We start from the raw sequence: 12,384 nt of genomic DNA on the forward strand, positions 1-12,384 counted from the left end.
AATATCTGCGCAGGCAACACGAGGCTGGCTAGCATGTTCAAATAATCGTTTTTCATAATGCGAAGTAAGCAATACTTCACGAGTATAAAAAATAATCCCCGCTAAAAATCTACTGAGCCCAGATATGCCTAAACTTTGGTATTTCTTTTTTCCGTCTTTACAGATGCGGAGCATTAATGGGGTATTCACCATTTGCTAAGGTTTTCCACTTATAGCATACTACATTAATCGTTGCGTTCATAAGATTTTGGTTGAACTCTTGGTTGAACTCACTCGGTTAAACCATAGCCAAACCGCCATTGCCTAAAAACAAAAATCAGATAGAAATCTTGCGATAACTATCTGATTTTCAGAAGAGCGGAAGACGGGGCTCAAACCCGCGACCCTCAGCTTGGAAGGCTAATGCTCTATCAACTGAGCTACTTCCGCAATTTTAGTGGGCAAAGATGGATTCGAACCACCGAAGGCGTAAGCCAGCAGATTTACAGTCTGCCCCATTTGGCCACTCTGGTATTTGCCCTTTTGCTGTTGAGAACTACTTTAAATCTCTCTTTAAGTAGCTTTGTTTCTCAATTGCGATGCAAAGGTACAACTATTTTTGTAAACTCCAAGCAAAATCTATCATTTTTATTGCAGTAATTGCACATTCATCACCTTTATTACCCAGCTTGCCGCCTGCGCGATCCTCCGCTTGCTCCATTGTATTGGTGGTAATTAATCCGTAAATTACTGGAACATCGCCACTTGCATTTAATTGAGTGATGCCTTGCGTAGCACCCATGCAAACGTAATCAAAATGCGGCGTATCTCCACGAACTACGCAACCAATTGCAATTACAGCATCAACTTCACTGTATTCTATAAGTTGGTTGGCACCGAAAGTTAGTTCAAAACTTCCGGGAACGGTTTTTACCATGATATTTTCGTCTTTAGCTCCGTGTTTTTTTAAGGTATCGACTGCTCCTTTTAAAAGAGCGCCGGTGATATTGTAATTCCATTCGGATACTACAATACCGAATTTCATATTCTCTGCATTAGGCACTGAATTGAAATCATAATCCGAAAGGTTGTGATAAGCTGTAGCCATAATAAATTAAAGATTAAAAATTAAATAAATTGGAACGTATAAATGAAGAACACGGATTACACGGCACTCACAGTTTTGACTTCCGTGTATATCCGTGTAATCCGTGCTCGAGATATCTTATAAATAAGGTGTGAATTACTTCTTTAAGAGCTTAGCTTGTTCGATGTATTTATCAATGTCCATAGCTTGATATGAACGGAAGTATTTATCCTTAATAGAAGTATATGCTTTGATGGCATCGTCATACTTACCCTGCTTAACCAGAATTTCTCCGGCTTGCTTCAGATAGATAGGGCTAAGTGTATTATTATCTGCTTCATCAGCTGCTTTCAGCAACATGGAAGATGCCTTATCGAGTTGACCGAGTTGAGCGTAGCAATTACCCATAGCGCCTTTCATTGCAGGAGCTACCATTTGGTCATCTCCGTCAAAGCTCTCCAATGCTTTTACAGCTTCATCAAATTTGCCAAGATGTGCATAGCAAAGACCAGCATATGCCTTAGCAAGGTTAGCTGCATCTGTACCGCTGTATTGGTCGGCTATCTTGATGAAACCTACGTAACCGATGCTGTCACCGTTCAGGGCTTCTGCAAAAGCATCGGCTTCAAAATATTCTTGTCCTTTAAAAAGGGCTGCCTGTGCTTTTTCCTCACGAGGTGCTGCATAGAGGTTCTTGTACATTACTATACCTGCTATAATGATGATTATAGCTAAAATAGCACCAATAATTGTCTTTTTGTTTTTGATGAGAAATGCCTCTGATTGTGTAAGTGCGTCTTCCACATTTAAGGCTTCGTTCGTCTTTTTTTGTTCTGCCATTTCTTATATATTCTTTTTGTTATTATTCATTAATAGCTAATTCGACCCGCAAAAGTAAGTTTTTTATAGCTATCAACGAAATTTAGCGGCATCTTTTTTTATTTTGTATTCCAAAACCATAGATTTATTTTGTTTTCCGTTGTCTTTCAGGATACAATGAAGATAAGCCGTACTTCGGCAGAATAAAATAAATGCATTCGTTTTATTCTGCTCCCAGTTTGTATTATCTTTGCTGGGAAAAGTAACGATAAACTGTCATATGATACTGAAACGCATATCCATACTTAATTATAAAAATCTGGAGCAGGTAGAACTTGCTTTTTCTCCGAAACTAAATACTTTCTTCGGACAGAACGGAATGGGAAAGACAAACTTGCTGGATGCTGTTTATTTTCTCTCTTTCTGCAAAAGTGCGGGGAATCCTATTGATTCGCAGAATATGAGGCATGATTCGGATTTTTTCGTTATACAGGGATTTTACGAAGCTGCGGATGGTACGCCGGAAGAAATTTATTGTGGCATGAAGCGTCGTCAGAAGAAGCAATTCAAGCGGAATAAAAAGGAGTATACACGTTTGTCCGATCATATCGGTTTCTTGCCGCTGGTGATGGTATCTCCTGCCGATTCAGCCTTGATAAGCGGAGGTAGTGATGAGCGTCGCCGCTTTATGGATGTAGTGATTTCACAGTATGACAAAGAATATTTGGATGCATTGATTCGCTACAATAAAGCATTGGCACAACGGAATACATTGCTTAAGAGTGAGATGCCGGTGGAGGAAGAACTTTTTTTGGTATGGGAGGAGATGATGGCTCAGGCAGGTGAAGTGGTATTCCATAAGAGGGAAGAGTTTATCAGGGAATTTATTCCTATTTTCCAGTCTTTTTATTCGTTTATTTCACAGGATAAGGAGAAGGTCGGGTTAACTTATGATTCGCATGCTCGTGACGCTTCTTTGTTGGCTGTATTAAAGGAGAACCGTATGCGGGATCAGGTAATGGGATTTTCTCTGCGTGGGATACATAAAGATGAATTGAATATGTTGCTGGGTGATTTCCCTATTAAACGGGAAGGCTCGCAAGGGCAGAATAAAACGTATCTGGTAGCTCTAAAGCTGGCACAGTTTGACTTTCTGAAACGGACGGGTACCACAGTTCCGTTACTGCTGCTGGATGACATTTTCGATAAATTGGATGCGTCGCGTGTAGAGCAGATAATTAAACTGGTGGCAGGTGATAACTTTGGACAGATCTTTATAACAGATACCAATCGTGAACATTTGGATCGTATTCTGCATAAGGTGGGCAGTGATTATAAAATGTTCCGTGTAGAGAAAGGTAACATTTCGGAAATGGTAGAGACTCAGGTAGCGGTTGGTGAGGAAAATGAAGCATGAAACGGAATGATGCAGAACAGATAGGAAAACTGATACGAAGCTTTCTGAGGCAGGAGAGTTTGGAGTCTCCGCTGAATGAACGGCGGCTCATCAACTCGTGGGCAGAAGTTTTGGGACCGGTCATTGCTTCTTATACACGTGAACTTTACATAAAGAATCAGGTGCTGTACGTGCATCTTACTTCTGCTGCCCTTCGTCAGGAACTGATGATGGGAAGAGATTTGTTGGTACGTAATCTGAACCGGCATGTGGGGGCGCAGGTGATTACTAACATTATATTCCGGTGATATGCGTACTTGCTGTTGGCATTTTAATACATCATCTTCAATGTATCTGTGGTTTTAATCTTCAATTCCTTTAGTTCTTGTAAGGCACGTTCATAATAGATAGGAACTTCTAAATCGTTATTATTGTGCGCGTCCATACCGATAATGGCTGTGCACCCTTCATTGGCAGCAATGTGCCAGAAATTCGGGCAGGGATAGGTGTTTAACCCATGTTCCTCATTGTATGCCACATATCCGATGTTATATTCCAACGGAATGTTAAGACGGGCTGCGGTCCGACAGATATGTCGGCTGATTGTGGCACAGTGATGATCGAATTTGGGATAAGAGCGCATGAATAAGTCAGGATGGGCAAGACAATTATACAGACCGCTCTCCATCCCTTCGATAGCACTCTCTTCGTACAAGTCGAGCATATCCCGATTGTTTGTGTGATGTCCGAAATAAGGGAATTTTTCATCCGTGTGGAAATGGTGGTTGCCGAAAAGGATGTAGTTCAACTGGTACTTTTTAATCTGTTCTTTCAGCCAAGGGATATATTCGGGAAAGTATTCGCATTCCAAGCCTATTTTTATATCGATTTGGTCCCGATATTTTTCTCGTAAATATTGCAGGCTTTCTATATACTCCGGCAATTCCTCGGGAAGCATGCGCATATCGGCTACGTAGCTGGTACGGTACTTCCAAGGGGTATGGTCGGAGAAACCAAGTATCTGGAAACCGCCTTTGATAGCGCTGAGAACATATTCTTCATCGCTTCCGACGGCATGCATGCAACGTGTGGTATGAGTGTGATAGTTTGTTTTCATTGTTGTGTTATGATTTCGTCCATACGGATGTCGAATGGTTCTGCCGGAACTTCTTCTACTATTTGAAACGGAAAGCAAATGCCGACTTTGTATGCGGAAGGTATGCGGGGAAGCAGCCGATCGTAGTACCCCTTTCCTCTTCCCAGCCGGTTTCCGTCACGGTCGAATGCTACCCCCGGAACAATGACAAGGTCTATTGTGGCATAGTCGGTGAACAATGCTCCCGTAGGCTCCTCGATGCCATACGCTCCGATAGCAAGGTCGGCAGGACTTGTATATACGCGAAGTTCCAAATCGTTACCTATGACAACAGGCAGGAGTATTTTTTTCTTTGTACTCCATTTTCTGATGAAGTCATGTGTGTGTACTTCGTCCGGCAATGAGTGATATAATAATATAATGCTTGCCGCTCTAAAGACCGGATGTGCTTCGAGAGCGGCAAGTATCTCAGCAGATTGATGCGTAGCGGTAGATTTGTGAAGGGTCTTCAGTAAAGCTATACGCTTGCGCAGTTCTTTTTTCTTTTCCATTGGTATTCTCCTCTTCCTGATCGGCTTGTAGCGGAGCTTTCGGGAAAGCTTCGCCACGTTCCAGGATTTCCAACGCTTTCTTTACAGTAGCGTCACTCTCGTTGATATATCGGATATAGGCTTCTTTACCCAACGTATTGTAGATGATATTGCCGTAGAGGTTCCGTTCCAGTAATTTATAGGAACGGTGTATCAGCAGATTGCGTCTTTTCACTCCTTTGGAATCGGCAAAACGTATGAATTGCTCTACAATACCTTGGCGGCGCAGGTATTTCAGTAAATCCTGTTCATTTTCGAACGCACTCAACTTGGCACGGTTACGGTCGGTGTATTGGAAGCTGAACTGTATAATCAACCCCCTGTTGCTGACCTCTATCAGATAAGAAGATACTCCGGTTGTGTCTTGGGGTACGAATACATCGGGCATAATGCCGCCACCGCCGTAAACGGGACGTCCCAGTCCGGTGGAGTAGCGCAGGTTTTCGTCGAGTTTGATGCTGTCTTTAGAGAAGAACTCTCCATGTTCATAGCGGGTCAGCCAATCCATTTCGTATTTAGAGTCTTTCCCGCTTTCGTAGGGACGCTGGATGCAACGTCCGGATGGAGTATAGTAGCGGGCAATAGTCAGGCGAATGGCGGAACCGTCACTGAAATCGATAGGTTGTTGTACCAAGCCTTTGCCAAAAGAACGGCGTCCAACGATAGTTCCCCGGTCGTTGTCCTGAATAGCACCTGCAAAGATCTCACTGGCAGAAGCCGAACCTTCATCTACCAATACAACGAGCGGTGTCTTTTGGCAGCTACCCGTACCGTTGGCATACTCTTCCATACGCGGATATTTACGTCCTTGTGTATATACGATGAGTTTCCCTTCCGGAAGGAACTCGTTTACCATACGAGTGGCGGCTTCCATGTAACCGCCGGTATTACCACGCAGGTCGATGATGAAACCTTTACATTTTTGATGGCTTAGCTGGGCAATGGCATTCAGCAGTTCTACGTGTGAGGTACGCCCGAACTTGCTGACTTGTATGTAGCCGAAATCATCGTTGAGCATATAAGCGGCATCAATCGTGTTCTGGGGAATGTCGCCGCGTGTAATGGTGAAATCCAACAGTTCTTTTTCGGTGGCGCGCTTCACTCCTAACTTCACTTGTGTGCCTTTAGGTCCTTTCAGATTGCGCATGGCTTTTTCATTAGTCAGCCCTTTACCAACGAACAGGCTGTCGTTAACCATGACAATGCGGTCACCTGCCATGAGTCCTACTTTTTCGGACGGACCGCCTTGTATTACGCTGTTCACGTGTATGGTATCTTCTTGTATGGTAAACTGGATACCGATACCGCTGAAGCTACCTTCCAGTTCAGAATTGACTGCTTCCAATTTCTGTGCGGGAATATAAGTGGAGTGTGGGTCAAGTTCTGCCAATATCTGCGGCATTGCTTTTTCTACCAGATCGGTCATGTTGACGCTGTCCACATACTGGTCGTCTACCACCCGCAGTAACGCATTCAGCTTGTTGGACGAGCCGTTGATAATCCCCAAACGGTTTCCTGCGAAATGTTTGGCATAAAAAGTTCCGATAAGTATGCCCGCTACTACACTGATTGCAATAATGAGAGGTGTGAAACGGGAAGAGTTTTTTGTACCCATAATGATATGTACTATATTTTACGATTTACTATTTGGCTGTGCACGAAGTTATCAACTCTCAATTGACATATATATTACTTCGATACCTGCACGTTTCAGCAGTTCGATGCCGTCTTCCAAACGATATTTTTCAGAGTATACGACACGCTTGATTCCTGCCTGGATGATGAGTTTGGCACATTCTATACAGGGAGAAGCCGTGACGTACATTGTGGCACCGTTGCTGCTGTTGTTGGAGCGTGCTATTTTGGTAATGGCATTGGCTTCGGCATGGAGCACATAGGGTTTGGTGAGATTGTTTTCATCTTCACATACATTCTCAAAACCGGATGGCGTGCCGTTATATCCGTCCGAGATAATCATTTTATCCTTTACGATGAGTGCACCCACCTGACGACGTTGGCAGTATGAGTTTTCCGCCCATATGCTTGCCATGCGTATATAACGTTTGTCTAAGGCTTCTTGTTTACTTCTCTTGGTTTCGTCCATATTTCAGTTGTATTTAGCGGGCTGTAAATCCCATGACTTTTGTTGTATTTCCGTCTTTGAAGTAAAGAGTAATATTATGTATATCCCCTTCGTATTTGAACACATTCTGTATACCGTTGATGAATACTTTAGCCAACTTATCGCTTTCTGTACCGATAACTTTTCCTTTGATACTTATGGTATGTTCCTTTCCGTCTATTTTCAGAACTGCATCATTGATGCTCGAATTGACGGCATGGACATTGACCGTACCGGTTACTTCTCCGTTCACTTCGGCACAGTTAAAGTTTAGAGTGTAGTTTCCTTTTGCCCCGAAAGTATTGAGTTCACGGTCGATTTCTTCTTTACTTTCGTTGCTCCACAAGCCTTGATAGAATTGTTCTTTTCCTTTTTCGGTGGCGATACGAACCAATTTCCAGGTTTTGTTGTTGAAGATTTCCATTACATCATCCTCATTGTTGCAAGCGCCCAAGCCGAGAAGCATGGATGTCATCATCAGGCAACAGACTATTGTCTTTATTTTGATTTTTTCTTTCATCTTTTTATTCCGTTTCTGATTAATAGCGCATCTATGGTAGGTTCTTGTCCGCGGAAATGCTTGTAGAGTGTCATGGGATGTTCCGTACCTCCTTTCGACAGGATATTCCGGCGGAAAGAGTCGGCTACTTCCGGATTGAAAATGCCGCATTGCTTGAACAGCGAGAAAGCATCCGCATCCAGCACTTCCGCCCATTTATAGCTGTAATACCCGGCAGAATATCCGCCCGCAAAAATGTGTGAGAACTGGGTGCTCATACAGGTTTCCTCTACGACAGGGAGTATTTGTGCTTTATCCCAAGCCTTCTTCTCGTAAGCTTTAACATCCCCTTCGAAGGGGGTATTGCGTGTATACCATGCCATATCCAGCAATCCGAAACTTACTTGGCGCAGGCAGGCATAAGCCACGTTGAAATTCGATGAGTCTACAATGCGCTGCACCAGTTCGTCGGGGATGAGTTCGCCGGTTTGGTAGTGGCGGGCAAAGGTGTGCAGGAACTCTTTTTCAATGGCAAAGTTTTCCATGAACTGAGAAGGCAGTTCTACAAAGTCCCAATAAACATTTGTGCCGCTTAAACTTTCGTAAGTGGAGTTGGCAAATATCTCGTGCAAGCTGTGTCCGAACTCGTGCAGGAAAGTTTCCACTTCATCGAAGGTCAGTAGGGCGGGCTTGTTTTGTGTGGGTTTGGTAAAATTCATCACGATAGATACGTGCGGACGGCTGTTTTCGCCGCTTTTCTCGTCTGTCCACTGCCCTTTGTAGCTCGTCATCCATGCACCGGAGCGTTTTCCGGCTCTGGGATGAAAGTCAGTATAGAGTACGGCAAGATATGTGCCGTCTTTATCAAATACTTCGTAGGCTTCCACATCCTTGTGATAAACAGGAATGCCGGGATTTTTCTTGAATGTGATGCCGTACAGCTTGCTTGCCAGTCCGAATACTCCTTCTTTAACTTTGCTTAGCTCAAAGTAGGGACGAAGCATTTCATCGTTAATGCTGAACTTCCGGTCTTTCAGCTTTTGGGAATAGTAGCTCCAGTCCCATGGCATGAGATTGAAGCCTTCTCCTTCTTCGTTGCGTGCCAGTGCCTGCACTTCAGCATATTCTTTTTGTGCGGTGGGTGTATATGCTTCCAGCAGTTGGTTTAGCAGTTTGTATACAGCGTCGCTGTTTTGTGCCATTCGTTCTTTCAGGTTGTATTCGGCAAAGTTGTCGTAACCCAGCAGTTGGGCGATTTCCATGCGGACGTTGGCAATTTTCTTTACGATTTCTAGATTGTTGCAGGCATTGTCGTGCGTGCATTTGGTATTATATGCCATGTAGAGTTCTCGGCGCAGGTCGCGGTTGTCGGCGTACGTCATGAAAGGGCTGTAACTTGGGGCATGCAGGGTGAATACCCAACCTTTCACACCTTTTTCCTGCGCTGTCTCTGCGGCGGCATCAACGGCGCTTTCAGGCAGACCGGACAACTGTGACTTATTGGTCAGCACCAGTTGGTAGTCGTTTGTCTCTTTCAGAACATTTTCACTGAACTGCAGTGTCAACAAGCTTAATTCTTTGCACAATTTACGGTACTTTTCCTTGGCATCTCCTTGCAGGTTTGCTCCGTTGCGGACAAAGCCGGTGTAGATGTCTTCCAGTAATTTGGACTGTTCCGGAGTAAGTTTATTCTTGTCTGTCAGCTCATATGCGGCTTTGATGCGGGCAAATAGCTTTTCGTTGAGGCTGATGTTGTTCTCATGTTCGCTCATCAGTGGCATGATTTCTCGGGCAAGTTCCTGCAATTCATCGCTGGTTTCGGCGCTGAGCAGATTGCCGAATACGGTAGTGACACGATGCAACAGTTCTCCGGACTTCTCGTAGGGCACTATCGTGTTTTCAAAAGTCGGAGCAGCAGGGTTATTGATGATCGCATCTATTTCTGCATTTTGCCGGCGGATGCCTTCATGTATGGCAGGTGCGTAATGTTCAGTCTTTATCAGATTGAAAGGAACAGTTCCATGTGGAGTTGAATACTTTTCAAAGAAAGGGTTTGAGGCTTGTATCATAGTCATAAAACAAAGTAATATTAGTGTAAGTTTAAGTCTTGTCATATACCTATCTCTTGAAGAAAATAAATTAATTGCAAATGTGCAAAAAAAATAGGCGACTTCATAAAAGAAGCCGCCTATTTTTTATTATTTTCTAACTGTATATTAGCAGTTAACAGATGCCATGTGAGCAATCAGGTCAAGAACCTTGTTAGAATAACCGATTTCGTTGTCGTACCAAGATACAACTTTAACGAAAGTATCAGTCAAAGCGATACCTGCCTTAGCATCGAAGATAGAAGTGCGAGTGTCACCCAAGAAGTCAGAAGAAACAACTGCATCTTCAGTGTAACCCAGAACACCTTTCAGTTCGCCTTCAGAAGCTTCTTTCATGGCAGCGCAGATTTCAGCGTAAGTAGCCGGTTTAGCCAAGTTAACAGTCAAGTCAACTACAGAAACGTCCAAAGTCGGAACACGCATAGACATACCAGTCAGTTTACCGTTCAAAGCCGGGATAACTTTACCTACAGCCTTAGCAGCACCAGTAGAAGAAGGAATGATGTTGCCTGCAGCAGCACGACCACCTCTCCAGTCTTTCATAGAAGGACCGTCAACTGTCTTCTGAGTAGCAGTTGTAGAGTGAACTGTAGTCATCAAACCGTCAGTGATACCCCATTTGTCGTTCAATACTTTAGCGATAGGAGCCAAGCAGTTAGTAGTACAAGAAGCGTTAGATACGAATTGAGTACCCTTAACATAAGTCTTTTCGTTAACACCGCAAACGAACATCGGAGTGTCATCCTTAGAAGGAGCAGACATTACAACGTATTTTGCACCAGCTTCGATGTGAGCCTGAGCTTTTTCCTTAGTCAGGAACAAACCGGTAGATTCAACTACATATTCAGCACCTACTTCGTTCCATTTCAGGTCAGCCGGGTTCTTTTCAGCAGTGATACGGATAGATTGACCGTTAACGATCAGCTTGCTGTTTTCAACATCAGCTTCGATAGTACCGTCGAATTGACCGTGCATAGTATCATACTTCAGCATGTAAGCCAAGTAATCTACCGGGCAAAGGTCGTTAATACCAACGATTTGAATATCGTTTCTTTTCTGAGCAGCGCGGAATACGAAACGTCCGATACGTCCGAATCCATTAATACCTACTTTAATCATTTTGTTTAAACTTTTAAGGGTTTTATAATGTTTAAAATTAAACTTTCAAACTTTTACAGCATTTCTTTTACGAATTGCGGTGCAAAAGTAAGAAAATGTTTTTATATTCGTATCCAAAATCATAATTAAATAATTGAAAAGATGGGAAAAAGTTCATTTTTACAGGAATTTAAGGCTTTTGCCATGAAAGGCAATGTGGTCGATATGGCTGTCGGTGTCATTATCGGAGGTGCGTTTGGCAAGATTGTATCCTCTGTTGTGGCTGACGTGATTATGCCTCCTTTGGGCTTGCTGATAGGCGGTGTGAATTTCACCGATTTAAAATGGGTGATGAAGCCTGCCGAAGTAGTGGACGGCAAGGAGATAGCCGCTGTAACGTTGAATTACGGAAATTTCCTGCAGGCTACTTTCGACTTTCTCATTATCGCTTTTTCTATCTTTATGTTTATTAAGTTGATAACCAAGCTGACGGAAAAGAAAAAAGCGGAAACGCCTGCTGCTCCTCCTGCACCGCCCGCACCGAGTAAGGAAGAAGTGCTGTTGACGGAAATTCGCGATATATTGAAAGAAAAATAATCACGTTTTTTTATTTAATATAAGGAAGTTCATATATATAAATATCCTCGGAAGATAGTAATGTTTCTTTCGAGGATATTTGATTTTGCAGGATTAAAAAAGGACTATTGCCTAGTCTTCTTTCAGGTTGTACTTCAATCTCTGATATCTACGGATTGTCTCCCGTTGAAGGCTTTCAAGTGTACTGATCTCTATGGATAGTTGGCGGAGTTTGGGATCGGTCTCTTTGAGAATTCGTGCTGTCTTATAATCATAGATTTCCGGTACAACTTCCCGGTTTCTTTTACATTCGTTCAGTAGATAGGAAGCACAGGCAATATAATGCTCCTTGAGGGCCTTGCGTTTTTTTTCGAGCAGCGGGCGGTAAGTCTTATCCTCATTGTATATGCGTTGATAGAAACCGTCCAAGGCAACTTTGCGGTCTTTTTTTTGTTCTGTGTTGGTGGCCCTTTTGTATAAAGAATCGAGGGTGATGTACTCCGGGTAGGATGTCAATAGTGCTTCAAGTTCTTTTTTAGCCTTTTCGTAGGCTAATCTCTGAGGTTCCAGTTCTTCCGGTTTTATGGTAGTGGCAAGTTGTACCAGCCGGGGTTCTCGGTTGAAGTTGGTGATTTTGTAGAGTTTCTTGCAATATTCAATATATTTTTCTGTAATTTCCCAATTGTACTGCAAAGTTTTTTCTTGCAAATCAGTCTGTATGTTTGCCAGTGCATTTTCTAATTGGGCGATTTCAATTTGTAGTGAATCTGTTTTGGAAAGGGACTGTGCTGTTGTCGGCAATAGGCAGCAAAGTATAAAGACCACTGATAGGATGTTTCTTTTCATGATGCTTAGATATTTGGTTTAGTAACAGAGACAAATATAAATTCTTTATTAGACATTATATAGATTAATTTGTTATATGACTCATTTTGTGACTGATTCTAAAGTTGTGTAATCCACAAGCAATAAGAATCACCATATCTTCGAAACCGAATTTATGGCATCTGAATC

At 43.0% G+C, this 12,384-nt stretch carries 13 protein-coding genes, 2 tRNA genes and 1 pseudogene; 3 read left to right on the forward strand and 13 right to left on the reverse strand.

What is annotated here, in order from left to right:
• Nucleotides 1-120: 120 nt before the first annotated feature.
• From H8S52_RS20215 to H8S52_RS18680, 5 genes and pseudogenes are all read right to left on the reverse strand, one after another.
• Nucleotides 121-241, reverse strand: a pseudogene (locus H8S52_RS20215) (Arm DNA-binding domain-containing protein); the annotation flags it as partial.
• Nucleotides 242-356: 115 nt separating this feature from the next.
• A tRNA-Gly gene (locus H8S52_RS18665) sits at nucleotides 357-429 on the reverse strand.
• Between the two features lie 8 nt (nucleotides 430-437).
• A tRNA-Tyr gene (locus H8S52_RS18670) sits at nucleotides 438-520 on the reverse strand.
• Between the two features lie 72 nt (nucleotides 521-592).
• A complete protein-coding gene (gene ribH / locus H8S52_RS18675) occupies nucleotides 593-1,087 on the reverse strand; it encodes a 6,7-dimethyl-8-ribityllumazine synthase (RefSeq protein WP_016661518.1) in 495 nt (164 codons plus the stop codon).
• 135 nt (nucleotides 1,088-1,222) lie between these two features.
• Complete coding sequence (locus H8S52_RS18680) at nucleotides 1,223-1,906, reverse strand: tol-pal system YbgF family protein (protein WP_016661517.1); 684 nt, start codon at nucleotides 1,904-1,906, stop codon at nucleotides 1,223-1,225.
• A 259-nt stretch (nucleotides 1,907-2,165) separates the two neighbouring features.
• Here H8S52_RS18680 and H8S52_RS18685 point away from each other — a divergent pair, with 259 nt between their 5' ends.
• Nucleotides 2,166-3,302 carry a DNA replication/repair protein RecF gene (locus H8S52_RS18685; protein WP_117985309.1) on the forward strand — a complete coding sequence of 379 codons (1,137 nt, stop codon included), beginning with the start codon at nucleotides 2,166-2,168 and terminating at the stop codon, nucleotides 3,300-3,302.
• On the forward strand, nucleotides 3,299-3,589 hold the full coding sequence (locus tag H8S52_RS18690; protein WP_005657944.1) for a DciA family protein: 291 nt from the start codon (nucleotides 3,299-3,301) through the stop codon (nucleotides 3,587-3,589). The genes H8S52_RS18685 and H8S52_RS18690 overlap by 4 nt, the downstream gene beginning before the upstream one ends.
• A 23-nt stretch (nucleotides 3,590-3,612) precedes the next feature.
• Here H8S52_RS18690 and H8S52_RS18695 read toward each other — a convergent pair whose 3' ends face one another.
• The 7 genes from H8S52_RS18695 to gap form a co-directional block, all read right to left on the reverse strand.
• Entirely contained in the window at nucleotides 3,613-4,398 is a 786-nt protein-coding gene (locus tag H8S52_RS18695) for a histidinol-phosphatase (protein ID WP_117985311.1), read from the reverse strand.
• Nucleotides 4,395-4,928, reverse strand: a complete 534-nt coding sequence (locus tag H8S52_RS18700) for a 5-formyltetrahydrofolate cyclo-ligase (protein WP_050759569.1) — start codon at nucleotides 4,926-4,928, stop codon at nucleotides 4,395-4,397. The genes H8S52_RS18695 and H8S52_RS18700 overlap by 4 nt, the downstream gene beginning before the upstream one ends.
• Entirely contained in the window at nucleotides 4,846-6,582 is a 1,737-nt protein-coding gene (locus H8S52_RS18705) for a S41 family peptidase (protein WP_118940174.1), read from the reverse strand. The genes H8S52_RS18700 and H8S52_RS18705 overlap by 83 nt, the downstream gene beginning before the upstream one ends.
• A 51-nt stretch (nucleotides 6,583-6,633) precedes the next feature.
• The gene (locus H8S52_RS18710; protein ID WP_005657936.1) at nucleotides 6,634-7,071 is read right to left on the reverse strand and encodes a dCMP deaminase family protein; all 438 of its coding nucleotides are present in this window, start codon (nucleotides 7,069-7,071) and stop codon (nucleotides 6,634-6,636) included.
• A 13-nt stretch (nucleotides 7,072-7,084) separates the two neighbouring features.
• Nucleotides 7,085-7,609 carry a DUF4847 family protein gene (locus H8S52_RS18715; protein WP_117985314.1) on the reverse strand — a complete coding sequence of 175 codons (525 nt, stop codon included), beginning with the start codon at nucleotides 7,607-7,609 and terminating at the stop codon, nucleotides 7,085-7,087.
• Nucleotides 7,606-9,663 carry a M3 family metallopeptidase gene (locus tag H8S52_RS18720; RefSeq protein WP_186910369.1) on the reverse strand — a complete coding sequence of 686 codons (2,058 nt, stop codon included), beginning with the start codon at nucleotides 9,661-9,663 and terminating at the stop codon, nucleotides 7,606-7,608. The genes H8S52_RS18715 and H8S52_RS18720 overlap by 4 nt, the downstream gene beginning before the upstream one ends.
• A gap of 141 nt (nucleotides 9,664-9,804) precedes the next feature.
• A complete protein-coding gene (gene gap / locus H8S52_RS18725) occupies nucleotides 9,805-10,815 on the reverse strand; it encodes a type I glyceraldehyde-3-phosphate dehydrogenase (protein ID WP_005657928.1) in 1,011 nt (336 codons plus the stop codon).
• Between the two features lie 141 nt (nucleotides 10,816-10,956).
• Between gap and mscL the strand changes: the two genes are divergently transcribed.
• Nucleotides 10,957-11,391: a large-conductance mechanosensitive channel protein MscL gene (mscL, locus tag H8S52_RS18730; RefSeq protein WP_005657926.1), complete on the forward strand. Its 435-nt coding sequence runs from the start codon at nucleotides 10,957-10,959 to the stop codon at nucleotides 11,389-11,391.
• 111 nt (nucleotides 11,392-11,502) lie between these two features.
• On the opposite strand, the gene H8S52_RS18735 is transcribed toward mscL, so the two are convergent.
• Nucleotides 11,503-12,216, reverse strand: a complete 714-nt coding sequence (locus tag H8S52_RS18735; protein WP_117985318.1) for a DUF5039 family protein — start codon at nucleotides 12,214-12,216, stop codon at nucleotides 11,503-11,505.
• Between the last annotated feature and the right edge of the window lie 168 nt (nucleotides 12,217-12,384).

Source organism: Bacteroides sp. NSJ-48, from assembly GCF_014287405.1.
Lineage (GTDB): Bacteria > Bacteroidota > Bacteroidia > Bacteroidales > Bacteroidaceae > Bacteroides > Bacteroides stercoris.

Excerpts from the sequence above, each read along its gene's own strand:
- ribH (WP_016661518.1), bottom strand. The coding sequence starts at position 1,087 with ATGGCTACAGCTTATCACAACCTTTCGGATTATGATTTCAATTCAGTG.
- H8S52_RS18680 (WP_016661517.1), bottom strand. The coding sequence starts at position 1,906 with ATGGCAGAACAAAAAAAGACGAACGAAGCCTTAAATGTGGAAGACGCA.
- H8S52_RS18685 (WP_117985309.1), top strand. The coding sequence starts at position 2,166 with ATGATACTGAAACGCATATCCATACTTAATTATAAAAATCTGGAGCAG.
- H8S52_RS18690 (WP_005657944.1), top strand. The coding sequence starts at position 3,299 with ATGAAACGGAATGATGCAGAACAGATAGGAAAACTGATACGAAGCTTT.
- H8S52_RS18695 (WP_117985311.1), bottom strand. The coding sequence starts at position 4,398 with ATGAAAACAAACTATCACACTCATACCACACGTTGCATGCATGCCGTC.
- H8S52_RS18700 (WP_050759569.1), bottom strand. The coding sequence starts at position 4,928 with ATGGAAAAGAAAAAAGAACTGCGCAAGCGTATAGCTTTACTGAAGACC.
- H8S52_RS18705 (WP_118940174.1), bottom strand. The coding sequence starts at position 6,582 with ATGGGTACAAAAAACTCTTCCCGTTTCACACCTCTCATTATTGCAATC.
- H8S52_RS18710 (WP_005657936.1), bottom strand. The coding sequence starts at position 7,071 with ATGGACGAAACCAAGAGAAGTAAACAAGAAGCCTTAGACAAACGTTAT.
- H8S52_RS18715 (WP_117985314.1), bottom strand. The coding sequence starts at position 7,609 with ATGAAAGAAAAAATCAAAATAAAGACAATAGTCTGTTGCCTGATGATG.
- H8S52_RS18720 (WP_186910369.1), bottom strand. The coding sequence starts at position 9,663 with ATGACTATGATACAAGCCTCAAACCCTTTCTTTGAAAAGTATTCAACT.
- gap (WP_005657928.1), bottom strand. The coding sequence starts at position 10,815 with ATGATTAAAGTAGGTATTAATGGATTCGGACGTATCGGACGTTTCGTA.
- mscL (WP_005657926.1), top strand. The coding sequence starts at position 10,957 with ATGGGAAAAAGTTCATTTTTACAGGAATTTAAGGCTTTTGCCATGAAA.
- H8S52_RS18735 (WP_117985318.1), bottom strand. The coding sequence starts at position 12,216 with ATGAAAAGAAACATCCTATCAGTGGTCTTTATACTTTGCTGCCTATTG.